This is a genomic window from Aeoliella fuhlenseeensis (genome assembly GCF_052161615.1).
Lineage (GTDB): Bacteria > Planctomycetota > Planctomycetia > Pirellulales > Lacipirellulaceae > Aeoliella.
Map to the genome: position 1 here is coordinate 4006388 of NZ_CP197417.1, position 20277 is coordinate 4026664.

General features: G+C 59.9%; 14 protein-coding genes. 6 read left to right on the forward strand and 8 right to left on the reverse strand.

Annotated features, from left to right (window positions below; genetic code table 11):
• Positions 1-47: 47 nt before the first annotated feature.
• The 3 genes from SH292x_RS15700 to SH292x_RS15710 form a co-directional block, all read right to left on the reverse strand.
• Positions 48-431 (reverse strand): hypothetical protein, encoded by a 384-nt coding sequence (locus tag SH292x_RS15700; protein ID WP_442481954.1) that lies wholly within the window; start codon positions 429-431, stop codon positions 48-50.
• Positions 432-481: 50 nt separating this feature from the next.
• Complete coding sequence (locus SH292x_RS15705) at positions 482-817, reverse strand: hypothetical protein (protein ID WP_442481955.1); 336 nt, start codon at positions 815-817, stop codon at positions 482-484.
• Between the two features lie 347 nt (positions 818-1164).
• A complete protein-coding gene (locus SH292x_RS15710; RefSeq protein ID WP_442481956.1) occupies positions 1165-1923 on the reverse strand; it encodes an SDR family NAD(P)-dependent oxidoreductase in 759 nt (252 codons plus the stop codon).
• A gap of 91 nt (positions 1924-2014) precedes the next feature.
• On the opposite strand from SH292x_RS15710, the gene SH292x_RS15715 reads away from it, so the two are divergent.
• From SH292x_RS15715 to SH292x_RS15735, 5 genes are all read left to right on the forward strand, one after another.
• The gene (locus tag SH292x_RS15715) at positions 2015-2689 is read left to right on the forward strand and encodes a TetR/AcrR family transcriptional regulator (protein WP_442481957.1); all 675 of its coding nucleotides are present in this window, start codon (positions 2015-2017) and stop codon (positions 2687-2689) included.
• A gap of 32 nt (positions 2690-2721) precedes the next feature.
• The gene (locus SH292x_RS15720) at positions 2722-3051 is read left to right on the forward strand and encodes a cupin domain-containing protein (RefSeq protein WP_442481958.1); all 330 of its coding nucleotides are present in this window, start codon (positions 2722-2724) and stop codon (positions 3049-3051) included.
• Positions 3052-3409: 358 nt separating this feature from the next.
• On the forward strand, positions 3410-4387 hold the full coding sequence (locus tag SH292x_RS15725; RefSeq protein WP_442481959.1) for a DUF1559 family PulG-like putative transporter: 978 nt from the start codon (positions 3410-3412) through the stop codon (positions 4385-4387).
• A complete protein-coding gene (locus SH292x_RS15730; RefSeq protein ID WP_442481960.1) occupies positions 4380-4784 on the forward strand; it encodes a hypothetical protein in 405 nt (134 codons plus the stop codon). Before SH292x_RS15725 ends, SH292x_RS15730 begins: the two co-directional genes overlap by 8 nt.
• Positions 4785-4825: 41 nt before the next feature.
• Positions 4826-7033: a G8 domain-containing protein gene (locus tag SH292x_RS15735; protein ID WP_442481961.1), complete on the forward strand. Its 2208-nt coding sequence runs from the start codon at positions 4826-4828 to the stop codon at positions 7031-7033.
• Between the two features lie 561 nt (positions 7034-7594).
• Here the strand turns inward: SH292x_RS15735 and SH292x_RS15740 are convergent.
• From SH292x_RS15740 to SH292x_RS15755, 4 genes are all read right to left on the reverse strand, one after another.
• The gene (locus SH292x_RS15740; RefSeq protein ID WP_442481962.1) at positions 7595-9277 is read right to left on the reverse strand and encodes a SulP family inorganic anion transporter; all 1683 of its coding nucleotides are present in this window, start codon (positions 9275-9277) and stop codon (positions 7595-7597) included.
• 149 nt (positions 9278-9426) lie between these two features.
• Positions 9427-13848: a CotH kinase family protein gene (locus tag SH292x_RS15745; RefSeq protein ID WP_442481963.1), complete on the reverse strand. Its 4422-nt coding sequence runs from the start codon at positions 13846-13848 to the stop codon at positions 9427-9429.
• 265 nt (positions 13849-14113) lie between these two features.
• Complete coding sequence (locus tag SH292x_RS15750; protein ID WP_442481964.1) at positions 14114-14365, reverse strand: hypothetical protein; 252 nt, start codon at positions 14363-14365, stop codon at positions 14114-14116.
• Between the two features lie 147 nt (positions 14366-14512).
• Positions 14513-15421: a CAAX prenyl protease-related protein gene (locus SH292x_RS15755; RefSeq protein WP_442481965.1), complete on the reverse strand. Its 909-nt coding sequence runs from the start codon at positions 15419-15421 to the stop codon at positions 14513-14515.
• A 459-nt stretch (positions 15422-15880) separates the two neighbouring features.
• Between SH292x_RS15755 and fusA the strand changes: the two genes are divergently transcribed.
• The gene (gene fusA / locus SH292x_RS15760) at positions 15881-17983 is read left to right on the forward strand and encodes an elongation factor G (RefSeq protein ID WP_442481966.1); all 2103 of its coding nucleotides are present in this window, start codon (positions 15881-15883) and stop codon (positions 17981-17983) included.
• A gap of 247 nt (positions 17984-18230) precedes the next feature.
• On the opposite strand, the gene SH292x_RS15765 is transcribed toward fusA, so the two are convergent.
• Positions 18231-20039, reverse strand: a complete 1809-nt coding sequence (locus SH292x_RS15765) for an ATP-binding cassette domain-containing protein (RefSeq protein ID WP_442481967.1) — start codon at positions 20037-20039, stop codon at positions 18231-18233.
• Between the last annotated feature and the right edge of the window lie 238 nt (positions 20040-20277).

The following is a 20277-nucleotide window of genomic DNA, read 5'->3' on the forward strand; positions in this document are numbered from 1 at the left end:
GTGTTGGTGCGTGACCGTTGCTTAAGCGACGAATGCCTAGGTCTCCGCTAATCTGCGACCTGCTCCTCTTTCGCCATTCCTTGCCGACTCGCGAATCCCGCGCCAATCAGCGCTAGCAGCGATGCAGGCACGAAGGCCATGGCTCCATACCACCACGTGAAGTCAGGGACACGCTCGCCATCCGTGGTCGCGCGAGCAACTACGGGCTCAAGCAGGGAGCAGAGAACCCAAACCGTGAGTGCATACAGAGCGATCTTCGCCAGTTGCTGCGGGACCCGAATTCCTCCGACGTACGTTCCCAGCGCCGGCAAGAATGTAATTGCGAGTCCCGCTGGTATCGCGGAGTCCAACAGGATCGAGGCCGGCAACCCGAGCGCAGCCGCCAATATGCAGCCTAATCCGGTCGCAGTCAGAACTAGCAGCAACTGCATTGTCGACGACCCATGAAGTGTGATACTTCCTCGGAGCTAGGTTTCTGACCTCAAGGACCTTCGGCCCGAATTCTTTCCAAAGTCCTACGTTCCATGTCTTGAAATTCCTCACGGTGTCTGGATACGAACTCAGGATTCTTACTAAACCGCAACATCAGCATAAAAATCTGGTCCACCTTCTCGAAACAGTTAGCGGACGTAGCCTTCGATACGATCCCATCGAGCTCTATCGCAAGCAAACGCATCTCGTCGTTGCTAAGTCCAGAGTACTCCGGCGTGTAGGTTATATTGCCCCACACATTGTAGGGGGTTATCACCTCTTCCTTCCAATCAAAGCGGAACCAACCTTCTGGTGGCACATCCGCGAGGCTGGAGATGGCGGCCATTTGCCGCGATTGAAGGTCCAACCACTCCCGTCTCGTCCACCACCATAAACCGAACTTCACGCCGCAGCCAACGAGAGCCGCCAATATTACGAAAAGCACGATAGAACGTAACTTCGACATACAGTCCGTGAGGAGGAGACTTTACTATTGAGCGAACAACGGATGGTCTTGATGCGCCAACCAGTGTAGCACGACGAACCCAGTTGGCTTCAGCCCAAGACGGACTTAGCCCTTATTCGCCAGCCGCGATTCGGCGCGTTTGTTATCGTTAAAGCGATTATTCCCCCCCCCGCTCCGCGGCTTAGCCAACCACCAAGCCGCGGAACGTCAGAGTCTATTCACCTCCCTCAAGCATTCACCAACCCGCCCGATGCCTGGATAATCTGCCCCGTGATCCAGCGCGAATCGTCCGAGGCGAGGAACGCCACCACGTCGCCGATGTCGTCGGGCTTGCCGAAGCGGCCGAGCGGTGTGGCCCCAAGCATCGCTTGGCCTTGGGGCGAGTCGCCGACACCGAGCGTGCGGAAGCCTTCGGTGTCCACGGGACCGGGGCTTACTGTGTTCACGCGAATGCCCTGCGGACCAAGCTCCGCGGCGAGGCTGCGTGTGATCGCGTCCACCGCACCTTTGGTGCCGCCGTAGATCGACGCCCCCGCCGACGGCGCGTAAACGATGCCGGAGCTGATGTTAACGATGCTGCCGCCGGCGGCGCCCATCAGCCGCGCGGCGTGCTTCGAGGCGAGCAGTAGCCCCGTCACGTTCAGATCGAACTGATGGCGAATGTTCTCAGCCGTGATTTCGGCGAGCGGGTAGAACGCGTAGATTCCCGCGTTGTTCACCAGCACGTCGACGCGGTCGAACTTTTCCGCCACCTCGGCGAACAAACTGTCCACTCCCTCTTCGGTCGCGAGGCTGGCACCGATGGCGACCGCTTTGCCGCCGGCCTTCTCGATTTCCGCCACGGCGGACTCGGCCCCCGCACGGTCGCTGGCGTAGTTCACCACGACCGTCGCCCCCTCGCGGGCGAGCGATTTGGCGATGCCGGCGCCAATGCCCTTCGAAGCCCCCGTGACCACCGCCACTTTACCCTCTAGTGCAGCACTCATCTCCAACTCCTTGAAAGTTGACTTCTGGAACGACCGGTTCAAAATATACGTAGGCGTGACTTGAGGGTCAAGTCGCGATACCTTAAGAACTATGGCGGCACCCACCAACAAGAACCCGAAACCGAGTGGCTCGAAGGCGAAAACCAGCGAGACATGCCGTGCTGCGCACGAGGCGAGCCTTGGCCGCCCCCGCGGTTTCGATACCGGTGCCGCGCTCGACGCCGCGATGCATGTCTTCTGGCGGCACGGCTACGAGGGTTCGTCGCTCGCGATGCTGCTCGAAGCGATGGGCATCAATCGCTCGAGCTGCTACGCCACGTTCGGCGACAAGCAGCAACTGTTCCAGCGCGTCGTCGAGCGTTACACCTCGTGCGACGAGCACCTGCGCGCCGCGTGGGACAAACCCACCGCTCGCGAGGCGGTCGAGGCCTACCTGACGCGCATCGCCAACCTGTCGACCGACCCCAACCATCAGGGCTGCATGCTGGTCACCGCCTGCCTCGCCGGAGGCGAAGAAACCAAAGGCCCGCAGGAACTATTGAACGCCGCCCGCCAGCGCCACATCCAGTGCTGGAAAGACCGCTTCGACCGCGCGGTCAAGGAAGGCGACCTCCCCAAAGGCAGCAAAACCCGCCCCCTCGCCGAGTACCTGACTGCCATCTCCTACGGCATGACGGTCCACGCCCGCAGCGGCGCGACCGCCGCGCAGTTACGAGCGCTAGTCGGTGTGGCGCTCGACGCGTGGCCTTGCGGCGAGGATGAATAACTCCCTAGCGATCTCTCAGCGGAAACCAATTCATGGACGCCAAATACACACTCGTCGAAGACATCGCAGGACGCATCGAACCGCCAGCCGATGGCACGCTCAGCCAGACGGTGCACGTCGACGATCGCACGAAGGTCGTCCTGTTCGGATTCAGCGAGGGACAAGAACTCTCGGAGCACACCGCCGCGACCCCGGCGATCTTGCACTTCCTCTCCGGCGAAGCCAACGTCACGCTGGGCCCCGACAAAGTAAAAGCGGTGGCGGGCACCTGGATCCACATGCCCCCGCACCTGCCGCACAGCATCCAAGCGGTGACCCCGGTGACGATGCTCCTAACGCTCATCAAGAATCCGGCGAAGTAGTTGGCTTCGACCGGGGATAGCACGTCGCAGCGTCCATTGCAGACCATCCGGTAGCGATACTCGCGGGATCAATGGACACAGGTTTGAGCCACTGCGTGTCGAAGCCATCGACACCAGCGCTGTCAGGTTCGACACATCGCTGCTCGCAATTGTACTTGAGCCGCCAGCAATCTTAGAGTTTTCGAAGAGTGCCTAGCCAGTTGGTGCCGAGCACTTCTTCTGTAGGATCGCTCTACATTCTAAAGCGCGGCCGTGCGATCTCACGCGAGGGCGAGCTCACGTTTCTATCCTGGCACGTGAAATGCTTTGCCGCCGGATACATCCGGCCTGTCTTGCACCGCAACGAGGGAGCGCATTCATGCGGCACCGAACCGCTTTTACGCTAGTCGAACTTCTGGTAGTGATCGCCATCATCGGCATTCTCGTGGCGCTATTGCTGCCCGCGGTGCAGGCCGCTCGCGAGGCCGCGCGGCGGACGCAGTGTCAAAACAATTTGAAGCAAATGGCACTGTCGCTGCACAACTACCACGACACGTACGGTGCGTTTCCTGCCGCTCGCCTTTCCAAGAACCCCAACTTCGGGCACATGGTCGGCTTGTTACCTTTCTTAGAGCAAGGCAACGTCGAAGCAATGTTCGACCGCGAGGCACCTGGCGGATTCGCCGAACCAAAGCACCAGCCATTGGCAAACATGCAATTGCCGATGAATCGTTGCCCCTCGAATCCGGTGAGCGAACCGATCAAGATGCGGGCCTCCAGCAAAACAGGCAGCAGCTACGGAGCGGTGCTCACCAATCCCGATACCGGCGGACCGCTCACCGGCATGGCACTCGACTACTGGGTCAACCACGGCATCAACAAGTCGGCTTACGCCCTGGTGAATTCGTCCGGCAAGCCTCCCGTTCCCATTTTCGCGGGCAACGAACCCAAGATGCCGAAGGCCACCGATGGCTTGTCGAACACCACCATGCTGATCGAGCACGCCGGTTACGACCAGCACTACGTACGTGGCGTGGGCATGCCCATGCCGGAAACAGATGTCACGCTCGACCAGCCCGGCGCGTGGGGCACTTGGCTTGGCTGGTGTGCCTTCATGATTCAGACCTACCCCAACTACACCCCCGAAACCTACCCCACCACGCTTTCCAACATTCCCGCAGGTACCGATTGCGCCGTCAACTGCAACAACTCGCAGGGCGTCTTTGGATTCCATCCGGCTGGCGCGCACGTCGGAATGGGGGACGGCAGCGTTCGATTCCTCGCCGAGGATACCAGCGCCCAACTGCTGATGTACCTCGTTACTCGCGATGGAGAAGAGGTACTGCCGAATGAGTAGCTGGCTGTCCCCGCTTCGCCTACCAATGGTCATCGTTGCATCGCTGACCATCGCCGGCTGCGAACAACCCTCTGCACCTTGCACTGTCACCGGCGAGGTACACGTGAAAGGCAAACCCACCGAAGGGGTTTACATCGTGTTGTTTCCCGCTGACGGTGATACATCGATGAGCGCCGGCTCCGCTCGCACGAGCGGTGACGGAACTTACTCGATCAAAGTGCCGCGTACTGGTACGTACTCCGTGACCGCGTTTTACCCGGCCACGGAGTTGGATGAAGGTGCGGTAGTGGAAGGTCCCGATCAGTTTGCCGGTCGCTATCGCAACCGCGAAAAGCCTGTCACCACCATCGACATCGTTGAAGGTGACAACGTCCTCGAACCCTTGAAACTCAAATAGCCCTCGGCAGATTCTGCCTTTTTCGAATGGAGTGCTCCCAAGTGCTTAATTCCTGCCTTCGTACGGTTCTCGCTGCTACCTGTGCCCTCGTTTTCACGCTCGAAGGAGCGCGGGCTCACGATGCCTCGACCGCTCCCCTAGTGCTATCGAAACAGTCGGGCCCTTGGTCATCGCCCGACACTTGGGAGGGGAATCGCGTTCCGGTGACAGGCGACCGCGTCGTCATCCGCCGCCCGCACCACGTCGCTTACGACGTGGAGTCGCAGGAGGTACTTCGACTGGTGCAGATCGTTGGCACGCTCGAGTTTGCCACCGATCGCAACACGCTGCTCGAAGCGGGACTCGTGCAACTCACGGCGAGCGAAGAACCCTCCGAGCAAGGTTTCGATTGCCACGAGGTTCCCGAGCACGTCCATCCCGGGGGCCATCAAGCTGCCCTGCTCATTGGCACTCCAGGCCACCCCATCCCCCAAGAGCACACCGCGACGATCCGCCTGCACTACGTCGAGGGCATGGATAAGGAGTCGTGTCCCGCGCTACTCAACTGCGGCGGACGAATGGAGATTCATGGACGCCCCATGCAGAACACGTGGGTCAAGATGCACCGCAGCAGCGAAGTCGGCGACACGCAGGTCGCGCTTCAGGAACCGGTGGCCGACTGGCAGGTCGGCGATCGCGTGATCGTGACCAGTACGCAGCGCGAGCGCAATCGAGGCAACCGCCACGGCCGAAGTGGCGAGTTCCTCGACAATGCTCAGACGGAAGTTCGCCGCATCGAAAAGATTGGCAGCAAGGACTTCACTGGCGGCTACTCGGTGACGCTCGATAAGCCCCTGACGTTCGACCACTTCGCCGAAGGCAACTTCTGTGCAGAGGTTGCGAACCTCACACGCAACGTGGTGATCGAGTCCGCCAACCCCGACATCGCCCGGGGCCACACGATGATCCACATGCACTCCAAAGGCTCGATCAGCTACGCCGAGTTCCGACATCTGGGCAAAGAGGGCTTACTTGGTCGCTACAGTCTCCATTTCCACCTATGCGAAGGAACCATGCGTGGCAGCTCGGTCATCGGTGCTTCGATCTGGGATAGCCACAACCGCTTTCTGACCATCCATGGCACCGATGGAATCGTGGTCCGCGATTGCGTGGGCTACAAGTCCATCGGCCACGGATTCTTCCTCGAAGACGGTACCGAGACCAACAACATTCTCGATCACAACCTTGCGTGCACCGTGGGGCCAGGCCGCCCTCTGCCGGAGCAAGTCATTCCGTTCGACCCCAACCGCGGCGCCGGTTTTTGGTTCGCTAACTGCGCGAACGTCTTCACCCGCAACTGTGCGGTGGAATGCGCCGAGTACGGGTACCGCTTTGATTGTAAAACGACCGACAATTACGACGCCATGCGTCCGATTCGCGCCGGCGATGGTTCGGTGGCCAAGCAGGACACGCGGACGATGCCCTTCATCCGCTTCCAAGATAACGAAGCCCACACGATGCCGTTCTTCTGTCTCAACCTGCGTGGTATCACGCGCGGCGATGGCCCCGGTTTCGACTTCTACAACCAGAATCTCACCCTGGCCGACGAAGCATCTCAAGCTCGCCCCGAACAGGGGAAGCCGTTCTGGATTCGCAATTTTCGCTGCTGGGAAGCCAACTGGGCTGTTCATCTCGGTACAACCGGCGTGTTCGTCGATGGCCTGGATGTGTACGACTCCGACGTGGCCATCTGGCGTTCGATCATGGACGGCTCGGGCTACCGTGGGCTTACTACCGCCCAGATGCGGGTGAACGACATCCACAACCCTATGAGCATGGGCCCCCCCAACTACGACGGCGAGGAGCCCACGGACCGCCGAACGTACGGCGGCGTCTCAAGCTTCCGCGACGACCTACCTCCCACCACGCTGATCACCCGCGCCGTTTGCGAGGACAACTTGGTCCGCGTCGAAGGCTCGGTGGCAGATGCCAGCGACATTCGGCAGGTGCTCGTCAACGGCCAGCCCGCCCAATCGGTTCAAGGAAGCTTTGCCCAATGGGCGATCGTGCTCCCGCGATACCCGAACGAAGCCCTGGTGCTCACCGCAAGCGCCGAAGACGTCAACGGCTTGGTGGAGAAACACCCACACACTCTCCACGTAGATGGTGACCTCGATGGCGACCACGCGGAACCAAGCCCTCATCACGAGCACGTGACTACCGAAGACAAGTCAATGCATCATGGCCACCAGCACGAGCACCAGCATTGATGGTTCCGAGAATGGCTATCGAACGGATTTGGCCTTCGCGCTACGGGCACGGCAATTTAGCTAAATTGTCGACGCTCTCGAGCCCCGAAACTATTTCCACTTTTTTCCAGAAAGTGACTAGAAAGCGCGCGTGACATGTGATCCAATGCACACGTCCCACCGCGGTGGTGGACATGCGTTCTTACGCAACTAAGGAGGAGAGTGAAACCGACACTGAGTCATCCTGAGGGAGCCTCGGCGACCGAAGGATCTCGTTTGCCAGCTATGCAGGTCGCACCAAGGCGAGATTCTTCCGGGAGCTCCACTCCCGTCAGCATGACAAGCCCTTGGACACCTACAACCAAGTAATGTCGCACCTGCGGTTTACCCCTGCGACTTTACTCTTCGGGCCAATCACTCCGCAGTCGCTCTAAGGTGTTTAAACGATGAGACTTACACCAATACTCCCGGAGGGCTGAAAACGAGTAAAGTCGCACCCAATGAAATAGTCGCGATTTGCGACTTTATCCGCCGATGGCAAGAAGTGCCTCACCTACCAACCCACGTTCAAGCCGAACACTCTTATGCCACGCGGTCGCCGTGGCCTCGGTTGAACTGGACGACGATGGCGCGTTCCAGTGCAGCGTGGAAGTTGGGGCAAATGTTTTCCTTCCCCACGTGCTGCTCGAACTCCGCTTGGTGCATGAGCTTGGCAGGTTGAGCGGGCGCGCCGCATAGGATCAGTGTGCGACCCGCGGCACGGCACTTTTCGGCGAGGTCTTCGAGAGCTTGAAGACCCGTGGCGTCGATCGCTGTCATGTTGCGAAGTCGCACGATGACGATCGGAGGCAAGTCGCCGAGCAGGTCGGCGATGAGCGAGACCTTTTCATTACCACCAAAGAGGAGCGGTCCATGAATACGAAACACCGCGGCGTACTCGGGAATCGGCTTCCCCTGCAAAATGTGGAGCCAGCCTTCCTCGATGTACTGCGAAGTCACTTGGGAGACGGAGGTCGTGCTGGTGACCTTGCGAATGAACAACAGCGCCGCGAGCACCACGCCAGTCCCCACGGCCACCGTAAGATCGGTGAAGACCGTGAGTGCGAACGTGATCGCCCATACGCTGATGTCCGCCCAGGTGAGCTTCAGCAGCTTGGGAATCTCGTGCCACTCCCCCATGTAATAAGAGACCACCAGCAGGATCGCCGCGAGCACCGAGAGAGGAATGAACTTCGCCAGCGGCGCGGCGAACAGCAGAATGCCGAGTAAGGTGATCGCATGAATCATCCCGGCGATGGGAGACTTCGCCCCCGCACGAACATTGGTCGCCGTCCGAGCAATCGCCCCCGTAGCAGGTATTCCACCGAAGAAAGGAACTACGACATTGGCGATGCCCTGAGCCACAAGCTCGACGTTCGAATTGTGCTTGTCACGACTCATCCGGTCCGACACCACGGCGGAGAGCAGCGACTCGATCGCCCCCAGCATCGCGACCGTCATCGCCGCAGGGAGCAGGGCGGACATCAACTGTGGGTCGAAGCGAGGAACGGTAAGCGGCGGGAGCCCCGTAGGAATTCCGCCGAAGCGAGAGCCAATCGTCTCGACTGATAAACCCGCGAACGCCACGACCAGCGTCCCGCCCACCATCGCGACGATGTACGACGGAATCCGCGGAGCAAATCGCCTAATCAAGAGAATGGTGACGATAGCCGCGATCGCGAGCAGCGTCGCCGGCCAGGAGATCGTGGAGAGATGCGTGAAGACAGCTTCCATTCGACCGACGAACTCGCCCGGAACCTGGTCGATCGTAAGGCCGAAAAAGTCCTTGAGCTGGGTGCTCGCAATCAGTACCGCGATGCCGTTCGTAAAGCCCACGATCACGGGCCTTGGCATGTAACGAACCGTTGAGCCCAGGCCTGTAAGGCCCAGCAGCAAGAGCATTCCCCCTGCCATCACCGTACAAACCGCCAAACCATCCACCCCATGCTCAGCCACGATGCCAAACACGATGACGACAAACGCCCCCGTCGGCCCGCCGATCTGCGTCTTCGATCCGCCGAGGGCCGAGATCAGAAAACCAGCGACCACCGCCGTGTAGATTCCAGCCTCGGGCGCCACGCCCGACGAAATGGCGAACGCCATCGCCAGCGGCAAAGCAACGAGCCCCACGGTGATGCCCGCGACCAAATCGCCCGAGAACTGCTGCCAGTTGTAGCCGTGGAGACAGAGAATGCTTTTGGGCAGCCAGTTGGCGGGGCGATCCATGGTGGTTTGCGGGTCGTTGGGGAAGGCTCAGCGAAAAGGGCCATTGTAAGTCCCTCGCCGCCCAGCCACCAATGGCAAACCACGCACGTCGCCAAGGCCAAGTGGACCTCGGTGTCGTGATTGAAATCAACCGTTAGAAGGAATTGGGGCTAGAGCAAGTTAGCGAGTTGATCGAAAGCAAGTTCGAGGCCAAGCGACTCTGCTTCTTCAGCATCGTCGCTATCTAGGAACGACGAAAGATGAAACCACTCTTCGTCATTCAACTCGCTGAGGGCGAAGTCGAGCAGCAGTAGGTGTTGCTGATGCGTGAGAGCGTCAGTGCCCGTGATTGAATTGTTAGAACTACTGACGAAGGAGGAACCAGTGCCCGACGCAGATGCTGAGGAATCGACCATCGCAGAGAGTGCTTTCGTTTTCGAAGCAGGCGTCTCGTCTTGGGAACTACCCACCGAAGGAGTTGACAGAACACTCGCAGGTGCGTCGGGTACCGATCCGGAAGTTTCAAGCGTGGCGAATGCTGCGGGCGGGGCGAGGACTGCACCAAGATGATCACGCCAAACCGTGTAGTCGGCGAGATTCACGCGACCATCGCGGTTGCCATCGGCGGCGAACTGCGTGGTCGATCCATAAGCCGATTTCCACACCGCGTAATCCGCGGAGTCGACGACGCCGCTAAAGTCGTAGTCGCCCGGCTGCATGAGATGCAGGCCTGGCGAACCGCCGCTGTGGAAGCTCGCCTGCCAGTTGCTGCCAGAACTGTAGTTGCCGAAAGGATTGATGATTTGAAGCGTAGGTCCATCCCCATCCGCACTCGCGGGCCACGGAGAATCCTCTTGGTAAGCGATATCGGCAATCGAGTTGCCACTGGCATCGGCGATCGAGAAGCTCTCGCCACTGTTGCTGAGGTTTCCATCGAACTCCCCAGCGACGGGGACGTTGGACCCGTAGCGAGCGGTGAACGCCTGCAGGTTATTGACCACCACAACGCTCGCGCCGGGCGCGAGACTCGTGATAGCCCCCGTGCTGAAGTCAAACTGCACGCCACCACCAATCTCCACTCCAACGAGACTGATCGATTGATTGCTCGTGTTCGTGAGTTCGATAAACTCGTAGTCGTTGTCGACGCTACCGGGCGCGAGGGCGAGTTCCTGCGACGTGGGATTGGCGGGATGATAACTGAACTCGGTGATGCGAAGATTCGACGCTGTCGCTGGCACGTCGATCGAGTACAGCCCCCCTACCATGCTGCTCCAGGGCGAGATGCCTTCGAAATCGCTGTTGAGGTCGACGTGAACAGCGAGGGTGGCATCGGTCCACGACAGGATCTGCGTCCCGGTCCCATCGGTCGACTCGAAGAATCGAATGTCCGCCACTTGCACGCGATCGGTGTTTCCCTTGAGCGTCGGGAACATCAGTTTGTACGAAGTGTAGGCCGCGACGTTGTCGACCTCGACAACGGGGCCATTCGTGCGTCGATCCGAGGGGAGCGACAGCTCGCCGGAATCGATGAGTGTCCAGTTCTCGGCAAGGCCCGTACTGTTGTTGAGGCTTTCGATCGGATCGTTGGTGCCATAGAGCACCCACGAGCCCGGATCACGGTCTTCGAAGTCATTGGCGGTGGTGAGCATGAAGCTCTGCACCACCGACGAGCCGAACGTCGGCGTGATGATGATGCCCGAGTTGGCTCCACCACGATTCAAGTACTTTGTGTTGGCGTTTCCATCGACGGCGTTCCTGGTCCCTTCGCCCGAAGGACTGGTGCTGTTGGAGAAGGGGCCAGTGGGAGGATCGCCGAAGGCTCGGGCGTTGATCTGCGTGGTTGCCGTGATCGTAATGGGCCCGGTGTACTCGATGGCCGAAGGGGAGATTCCACCGCCCGGTGCACGGGGGTCGGAGCCGTCCACCGTGTAGTAGATGGTGGTGTTGGGATCGGCGGTGAGTTCGACGAGTTGCCCCGACTCGGTGTTGCCAGGTTGTGGGGAAAGCGAGGGCATGTGGATCAGTTGGTCGTCCATCCAGTGAAGACGATGCAGAAGCCAGTTGGCCAAGTGGCTAATCTCGGCAGCCCAGCCGGTGAGTCCAGCATCGGCGTACTCGCCACCGTTGGGGGCGACTTCGAACCAACGATTTTGGTTGCGGACGTGAGCCTCCGTGAGCTGCGAGGCGAGACCATCTACCGTAGCCAGCAGGTTGTCGTCGCTCAGCACTCCGAGGCGAAGCTCTTGCCAGCGATCGGCCCACTGCTGGGCGAAATTGGGATCGTCGAACAGTGGCCCCCACCAGTCGGACTCGAAGAAGTCGACGTCTGGCATGTGCCAGCCTTCGGGATTCGCCGAGCGCGTGTCGGAATCGCCACCCGCGGAACGATCGAAGTCCCACACCGGCCCAAACGCCAGCTTGCCATCACGATCCTTGGTCAGGAAAGTGCTGAGTCGCAGCGAGTCGGGTTCCTTCGACAGGACGCGAATCAGATGATGGTCGATCGACGCGTCGACGTCGAAGTAGGCTTGGTAACCGAGCAGCGGAGACGTGGAGTCCGGACCATACAACGCGTTTTCAAAGTCTTGAATGTACCCGCGGATGTAGGCGATCTGCTCGGGTGTCATGTCCGCGAACTCAGGATCCTCGTGCACCAACCACGAGTCGCCGAGCGTCGGAATGTCGCGTTCGGTCTCCCAGTACGATCCAGAGGGTGTCGAGCTGTCGATACCATCGAACGAAACGATGTACCCCCCCGTGATGTCGGGGGCGGCGTTGTCGCTGGTGTGAAGTCCGTCGATGTCGACACGATTGGAATCGACTTTGATGTTCTCCATCAATACGTAGACGCCCATGTAGTCGTTGGGGTCGAGCGGGTTGCCATCGTAGTTGGCGTACACTTCGACGAAACGAGTTCGCGGGGCCCAATTCCCCATCTGGCGACTCAGATCGTAGAACATCGCATCGCGGATCAGCGAGCGGTCGTAATCGTACGGCGCGTACAAGATCCAATCGGACTCCGAAGGCATGCCGAGCGGCTCGACGTTTTTATCCTCGCCGGTCTCGTCGCGGATCTCGATGCGGAGGTTGGTCTTCGGATTGTTCGCCGTGCTTCGGCCCCGACGATGCTGACCGATGTTGGTACTCAATTCGGCATTGTTCGCGAGAGACGCCTGCCCGGTGGATTCGTCGACTTCGTACAGAGACATAAAAGCGTCTTCGAAGTCGCCAGTGCCGGGCGTGCCGCGATTGAAATTCTCCAGCACGATGATGGGGAGGTCGGACGTGAAGGTACCGATGGTGCCGCTGGCGAGCGTATACACTTCGGTTCGCACGCTACCGACCTGCCCCGCGGATCCGAAGGCGCGGGCCCGAATCTTGGTGGTGCCGCCAACGGAAATCGGTCCCGTGTAGAGCGGCGAGCTGGCCGTCGGGAGTGCGCCATCGAGCGTGTACCGGATTTGCTCCGAACTGTTGGCGGTGGAGAGCGAGACGTTAAGCGTGCCAGCAAACGCACCACCGTTACGCGAGAAATTGACATCGCCGGCCCGCAGGCCGTGATTCTGATGCCCCGGTGTGGGAGCTTGCAGCAGTCCCGTGCCCGTGGTGGGAGATGCGCTGGGGACCGTTGCCACCAAGTTGACAGACGTCAGGAACTTCGGAGTCCGGTAACCATTCAGCATGTGGATGGCGAGAACGTTGGTTCCTTCGTGCAGCAGATGCGAGTAATGGCGAAGGTCGAAATCGACGTACGACAAAACGCGTTCGATAGGATATTCCTGGGCGATCGCGGCTTCCGACGAGGCGGTAAGATTCGCCGGAGCATTGTCGCTCGCCACCCGAGTACCATTGATGTAGGCGACAAATCCGTTGTCGTATTTCAGCCGAAGTGCTTCGAGAAGCGTGCTAGGGTCGTCTACTTCGAACGGAATTCGAACAAAGGCCGAGTTACTATTGGTGGGCAGTGTCGTTCCAAGAAGGCCCGCATCGGCAAGCACCGTGGAATTCTGCTCGTAGCCGAGACTGGCAACCCCTGCCGACCACCCGCTGTCGTTATAGCTCGGATCGATCCACAGATTGTGGGTAATGTTCCTCGAGTTATTGTATCGCACGCTCGATTGGGGCGTGACCAACGAAACCGGTGTTCGCTCGGAACCAATGCCATAAGAGACATCGGTGACTTGCGGCGGATAGTCGGTGCCTCCAGCGCCGAACTCCGAGAGCACCACGCCGCTTGGATCGACCAGGGCGATGTACTCGCCTTCGGCCGCGAGGGAGAAGCTGGTGTGCACGTAACCCGCGGGGTCGACCTCGTCGTTGCCACTCGCGAATACCACGAGGTACTCGCCAGGTGCAACGATCGTGGAGGTGGTGAAGGTCCACTTGGCAAGCTGGTTGGCATTGTCGGTCAGGCGGTAGCCAAGCAGGTCGACGCTCTCGTCCCCCGCGTTGTGGAGCTCGATCCAATCCGAAGCGTCGCCGTTCCCGTCGCGGAACACGCCATCGTTCGAAGCCATGAACTCGGTGATCCGGAGATCGGCCGCCAGGAGTTCGCGCGATTCCAGCCGCTCAAAGAGAAGTCGCTTCTTCATCGGTTGCCATTCTTGCCCACACAAAGCATTGCCGCGCGCATCCCGCGGCGTCAGACCGATGATACTAAAGTTGAAGCGATTCGTCGCAGCGAAAAGTTCGAGCGGCCACGAATTTGTGGCGGCATACCACCACCCAAGGGCAGGTAACACAAAATCTTTAGCGAGCGAAGTAGAAAGCGGGAAATAGTTGGCCGAGTCGATCGCCCTACTCCCGTAAAACACCTAACCTCCAATAGTGCCCCCAGGCACGACCGGGCGCCTGGCTTTATCGCCGCCTCGACCACCAACGAACGAAGTCGGTAATGCCGGCAAACTTATACTCGCCGTCGATGTAGTGCTCGATGACGTAGAACACAAAGTAGTAGGTTCGGCAGAATCCCCAAATCGCCAAGGCCAACAAGACCGCCACCCGCCAGTCGGGGGCAAGGAGCAACAGGAGCACGCTGCTCACCACGCCAATCGCCACAAAGAGCGCGGCTTTTAAGTACATCAGACGGGGGGATTTGAGGTCAGGCATCTCCGCTTCCACCTTCGATTAACAAGGCAGCTCGACTCCTCCATAGCCGGACCTTCACAAGTTCCGCGAAAACGCAACACCTCTAAGAGCTTCGGTTCGCAGTGGCAGGTGTGCCTCCGGCTAAGGGGCCAACGGATGGCGCAGGTGCTACCACAACCACCATTCGCCTTGCGTGACAACGTAGATCCCCAGCAGCAGGTTCGTCACCGCGTGGGCGGCGACGCAGTCCCAGAAGTTCTTGGTGCGGACCATCAACCAAGTGACCAAGCTAAACCACACCAGGGCGGCTAGATGTTCGGGGTGATAGACGACGGGGACCAGGATGCCGACGGCGACCGCGGTGCGATTCACCACGCCGAAGGGAATCTCGGTCCAGTTGTCGTGCATGACAAAACGCATGAGGAACGCTCGCAGGAAAGCTTCTTCGATCACCGGCACGAGGAGAGCGAGTCCGAAGAAGCGAATCGCCAGGAAGCCATAACCGGCGGCGGTGGGGCCGAGCACCGAGAGTGGATCGTACGAAGGGCGTTCGCCACTACCCAGCACACCGGTAAGCCAATGATCGGGTCCCAGCGATTGCAGCCACGCGCTGGTGGGGTCGATCTTGGCGCAGAGGATCCACAGCACCACGCCGACCACGCCCACGCCAATCGCCAGCGGCGAGACGCGCAGGGGCCACTGGAGGTAGACGGGAAACGCCCACGCGAGTACGGCAAGGGTGCCGACGATCTTCACGGTGTAAATCGTCGGGTAAAGCCGTCGGGGGATCTCGATTCCCATCCGCTTGGTGGTCGTGGTCAGGTCCTCCGCCCCCGCATCGGGCAGGATGTCGTCGACCACTAGGCTCCCGTCGAGAGCTTCCTCGGGCTGGGCGATACCCGCGGGCGGGGTTGCCGCGGGGCCACGAAGCGGTTCGGGCTCGAAACTGCCCACGAGCATGTAAACGACCAGCGGCAGAGCGAACGCCAGCAGAGCCCGCTGTTTGTCGCTCCGCTGGGCGTTATCGGAAGGGCCGGAACTGGGGGTATTGGCGTTTGGATTCGCATTGTCCGGCATTACGGGTCTCGATACGATTCTTTGGAAAGGATGATTTCGGTTTAAGCTGTTATCGGCTCAAGCTTTACGCCTGCCGCGAAGGTCGAGCGAGTTTCGCCCAAGTGTCCGTTTGGGCAGTCGGTGGCTGCGTGCGTAGTTCATGCGATTTTAACGGCATTGCTTGCGAGTTGGGCTAGCGAGAGCCGCGTTTTCGGATAAGATACAGGCTTCGATTGCCCACCCTGGGGTCCCCTATCGCTTTGCACCGACGTGCGAAGTGTGCCCGCCGATGGGATTCCTGGGCGTCCGACGCGAACCGTCGGGCATAAAAGCACCACCTACTGTTATTGTCGCTTTCCACCAGCGTGGCCTCGATGGCCAGGGGAAAGCAAGTCACCCCCCACGTTCCGGCCACCAAACCATTTTCGCTTCGCGAACCCGGCGTCGGCAAGCACGATTGGTCAAAGGTTAGAGAGAAAAATGGACCTTCGCAAAGTTCGTAACATTGGTATTTCCGCCCACATCGACTCGGGTAAGACGACCTTGAGCGAGCGGATTCTGTTCTACGCCGGTCGTATCCACAAGATCGAAGACGTTCGTGGTGGTGGCGACGGCGCGACCATGGACCACATGGAGCTCGAAAAAGAGCGTGGTATTACCATCACCAGCGCGGCAACCTCGCTGGAGTGGAACAAGTACAAGATCAACCTGATCGACACCCCCGGCCACGTCGACTTCACCGTCGAGGTGGAGCGCAGCCTCCGCGTGCTCGACGGTGCTATTTTGGTGCTTTGCTCGGTGGGTGGCGTGCAGTCGCAGTCGATGACCGTCGACCGCCAGATGAAGCGTTACCACGTTCCCCGCCTGGCGTTCATTAACAAGATGGACCGCACCGGTGCCAATCCGGACTCGGTGGTGAAGCAGGTTCGCGAGAAGCTGGTACCGAACGCGGTACTGATGCAATTGCCGATTGGCAAGGAAGACAAGTTCGAGGGCGTGATCGACCTCGTGACGATGAAGGCCTACTACTTCGATGGCTCGAACGGCGAGAACGTCCGTGCCGAGGAGATCCCAGCTGCCCTGAAAGAAGAAGCGGCTGAAGCACGCCAGGAGATGCTCGAAGCACTGTCGATGTACAGCGACGAGCTGATGGAAGCGCTGCTGGGCGAGGAAGAAATCAGCGAGCAAACAATCCACGAAGTCACCCGCCACGCGGTGATCGAGCAAGAGTTCTGCCCCGTGTTCTTGGGCTCGGCCTTTAAGAACAAGGGCGTGCAGTTGCTGCTGGATGCGATTACTCGCTACCTGCCTTCGCCGACCGAAGTCACCAACACCGGCAACAATCCCAAGGAGCCGGGCGAGAAGATGAAGCTCGACCCGGATCCCAAGAAGCCGTTCGTTGGCATGGCGTTCAAGATCGTCGACGACGAGTACGGGCAGCTCACTTATACCCGTGTCTACCAAGGCACCGTGTCCAAGGGCGAGCAGTACTACAACCAGCGTACGGGCCGCAAGGAACGTTTCAGCCGCATTGTTCGGATGCACTCCAACAAGCGTGAGGAAATCGACTCGGCCAGCGCCGGCGATATCGTCGCGATCATGGGCATCGACTGTGCGTCGGGCGATACCTACTGCTCGGAGCCGAACTACTGCACGCTCGAAAACATCTACGTCGCCGAACCGGTGATCAAGATGTCGGTCACGCCGTTGTCACGAGATAACAGCGACAAGCTGAGCAAGGCTCTGCAGCGATTCCGTAAGGAAGACCCCACGTTCCACGTCTTCACCGACGACGAGACGGGTGAAACCGTCATCGCCGGTATGGGCGAGTTGCACCTCGAAATCTACGTCGAACGCATCAAGCGCGAGTACGGCGTCGAGGTCGAGGTGGGTGCTCCCAAGGTTTCGTACCGCGAGAGTGGCACTACGTCGTTCGACTTCGATCACAAGCGCAAGAAGCAGACCGGTGGTTCGGGTCAGTACGGTCACATCGTGGGCACCATGGCTCCGATGACCGACGAAGACCGTGCCGCGATGGAAAAGGCCGACGAGCTGTTGTTCGTGGACAAGGTGACCGGTGGTCGCATTCCGAAGAACTTCATTCCAGCCATCGAAAAGGGTTTCCGCAACATGCTGGCCAAGGGCCCGGTTGCTGGTTACCCGGTGGTAGGCGTGAAGATCACGCTGCTGGACGGCACCTACCACGACGTCGACTCGAGCGACATGGCGTTCATGCTGACCGCGCAGGAGTGCTTCCGCGAGCACTTCAATCGCATGAAGCCGGTATTGCTGGAGCCCATCATGCTGACCGAAATCGAATGCCCCGAGCCGTTCCAAGGTTCGGTGGTCGGACAGGTTTCGAGCAAGCGTGGCATGATCGTGTCGACCGACACCAACGGCGGTATGACGAAGATCATCGCCGAGTTGCCGCTCGCCGAGACGTTTGGTTACTCGACCGACCTCCGCAGCCTGACGCAGGGCCAAGGCACCTTCAGCATGGAACTGCACAAGTACGCCCCGGTCCCGTCGAACATCCAGATGGAAATCGTCGAAGAGCGGAAGCGCGAACTGCAACCTGCCTAACGTTCGCAGCGATTGTAAAAAACAAAACGAGCCCGGTGAGCAATCACCGGGCTCGTTTTTTTTTGGAGCGTAGCGGACCTCCAGAGGAAGCTCCGCGCACTTGTCATTCTGAGGGGAGTAATGCGACCCGAAGAATCTCGCGGAGGAGTGAGCGACGCAAGCGGAGCGAAGTGGCCCTGGTTACTAATACGCGAGATCCTTCTGTCGCCGGGGCTCCATCAGGATGACATAGACTGCATCCGTCGGATCACGCTTCAAGCGATTCCCACTTCGCGTACGCCGCGGCTAGCTCGTCGTTGAGCTGCTTCAGACGCTCGCCAGCGGCCGCAATCTTGTCGGCAGGTTGCTTGAAGTATTCGGGGTCGCTCATCGCCGCGGTCATTTCGACGATTTCGGCGTCGAGCTTCTCAATGCGCGCGGGAAGTAGTTCCAGCTCGCGCTGGTCCTTGTACGACATCTTTTTCGCGGGCGGCTTGGCTGGCTCTTGTGGCTTAGCCGCCGAAGGTACTGTTGCTTTCGCGGGTTCTATCTTGGTTTCTCCCGCCCTCACGGACGTCTCGAACTTCCGCTGGCGCACCCAGTCGTCGTACCCGCCGACGTACTCACGCGCGCCGTCGGGCTCGAAGGCGATAACGCTGGTCACCACGTTGTTGAGAAACGCCCGGTCGTGGCTCACCACCAAGAGCGTTCCCTCGAACTCGATGAGCCGCTCTTCGAGCATCTCGAGCGTCTCGGCGTCGAGGTCGTTGGTCGGTTCGTCCATCACCACGACGTTCGCGGGCTTGGAGAATAATTTGGCCAGTAGAATACGGTTTTGTTCGCCACCCGAGAGGAAGCGGACCTGCGTCCGCGCTCGCTCGGGAGTGAACAGGAACTCTTGCAAGTAGCCGAGTACGTGGCGGGCTCGGCCGTTGATTTCGACGGTGTCGGAGCCCTCGCCGACGTTTTCCTGCACGGTTTTATCGGCGTCGAGCGTGTTTCGGAGCTGATCGAAGTAGGCCACGTCGACGTTGGTTCCCAGCCGGACGCTGCCGGACTGCGGTGCGAGTTGGCCCAGCAGCAGCTTGAGCAGCGTCGTCTTGCCGGCACCGTTGGGGCCGACGATGCCGATCTTATCGCCCCGCATGATGTTGGTGGTGAAGTCGCGAACAATGGGACGCTCGTCGTAGGCGAACGAGACGCCCTCGACCTTGGCGACAAGGGCACCGCTCTTTTGCGTCGATTGGATTTCGAGGTTCGACTTGCCCAGTCGCTCGCGGCGTTGCGATCGCTCTTCGCGCATTGCCTTGAGCGCCCGGACGCGGCCCTCGTTGCGGGTGCGGCGGGCCTTGATGCCTTGGCGGATCCAGCGTTCCTCTTCGGCCAGCTTCTTGTCGAACAGGGCGTTTTGCTTCTCTTCGGCGGCGAGGGCTTGCTCCTTGCGAACCAGGAAAGTGTCGTAGTCGCACGACCAGTCGAAGATTCGCCCCCGGTCGATTTCCAAGATTCGCGTCGCCAGACGCCGCAAGAACGCCCGGTCGTGGGTCACGAACAGCAATGTCGTCGGCCAGCCGAGCAGCAGCTCTTCAATCCAAGTGATCGCGTCGATGTCCAAATGGTTGGTCGGTTCGTCGAGCAGCAGCAGGTCGGGCTCCGTGATGAGCGTCTGTGCGAGCAGCACCCTGCGTTTCATGCCCGACGATTGGTTCTCCACCAATACGTCGCCATCGAGGCCCATCCGCCCGAGCAGGATTTCGACCCGCGGTGGGATTTCCCAGTCGTCCAGTTCTGGCGAATGCTGCGTGAGGCTTGCCGCGACTACGTCGCTGATGGTGCCCTGCAAATGGTGCGGTACGTCCTGCTGCAGCAGGGCGACTCGCGCTCCCGACGCAAACACCACGTCCCCGTGGTCGGGTCGGACCTGGCCAGCCAGCAGCCGCATCAGGGTTGTCTTCCCCGCCCCGTTGCGACCCAGAAGGCCAATCCGCTGGCCCGCTTCGATTTGGCACGAAACATCGTCCAGCAGCACGGGGCCACGGAAACCAATCGAAACACCACGAAGTTCAGCAAGTGCCATAAACGCAATCGTCGCAAATGATGCCAGCAAGGCGGGTAGAAGATGTCATGTAAAGTCTTACCAGCATGGGCGATACGAACAAGGCCCGGGTGCGGCTCGACGATCACTGGCGGAGTATTCGGCCCATTCCTCTCGAATCCCACATCCGCGGGACGCCCAGGCTCGTACATCTCGCGGTGCGACTCGTAAACCAAAGGTGGTCATCCTTACGCCGCCCCTTGCCTCCCTCCCGCCGCTG

What these genes read in the sequence shown, in the direction of transcription:
- SH292x_RS15765 (WP_442481967.1), bottom strand. Translation starts at nt 20,039, where the DNA reads ATGGCACTTGCTGAACTTCGTGGTGTTTCGATTGGTTTCCGTGGCCCC.
- SH292x_RS15710 (WP_442481956.1), bottom strand. Translation starts at nt 1,923, where the DNA reads ATGAGTGCTGCACTAGAGGGTAAAGTGGCGGTGGTCACGGGGGCTTCG.
- SH292x_RS15725 (WP_442481959.1), top strand. Translation starts at nt 3,410, where the DNA reads ATGCGGCACCGAACCGCTTTTACGCTAGTCGAACTTCTGGTAGTGATC.
- SH292x_RS15755 (WP_442481965.1), bottom strand. Translation starts at nt 15,421, where the DNA reads ATGCCGGACAATGCGAATCCAAACGCCAATACCCCCAGTTCCGGCCCT.
- SH292x_RS15750 (WP_442481964.1), bottom strand. Translation starts at nt 14,365, where the DNA reads ATGCCTGACCTCAAATCCCCCCGTCTGATGTACTTAAAAGCCGCGCTC.
- SH292x_RS15730 (WP_442481960.1), top strand. Translation starts at nt 4,380, where the DNA reads ATGAGTAGCTGGCTGTCCCCGCTTCGCCTACCAATGGTCATCGTTGCA.
- fusA (WP_442481966.1), top strand. Translation starts at nt 15,881, where the DNA reads ATGGACCTTCGCAAAGTTCGTAACATTGGTATTTCCGCCCACATCGAC.
- SH292x_RS15740 (WP_442481962.1), bottom strand. Translation starts at nt 9,277, where the DNA reads ATGGATCGCCCCGCCAACTGGCTGCCCAAAAGCATTCTCTGTCTCCAC.
- SH292x_RS15745 (WP_442481963.1), bottom strand. Translation starts at nt 13,848, where the DNA reads ATGAAGAAGCGACTTCTCTTTGAGCGGCTGGAATCGCGCGAACTCCTG.
- SH292x_RS15705 (WP_442481955.1), bottom strand. Translation starts at nt 817, where the DNA reads ATGGCCGCCATCTCCAGCCTCGCGGATGTGCCACCAGAAGGTTGGTTC.
- SH292x_RS15700 (WP_442481954.1), bottom strand. Translation starts at nt 431, where the DNA reads ATGCAGTTGCTGCTAGTTCTGACTGCGACCGGATTAGGCTGCATATTG.
- SH292x_RS15720 (WP_442481958.1), top strand. Translation starts at nt 2,722, where the DNA reads ATGGACGCCAAATACACACTCGTCGAAGACATCGCAGGACGCATCGAA.
- SH292x_RS15715 (WP_442481957.1), top strand. Translation starts at nt 2,015, where the DNA reads ATGGCGGCACCCACCAACAAGAACCCGAAACCGAGTGGCTCGAAGGCG.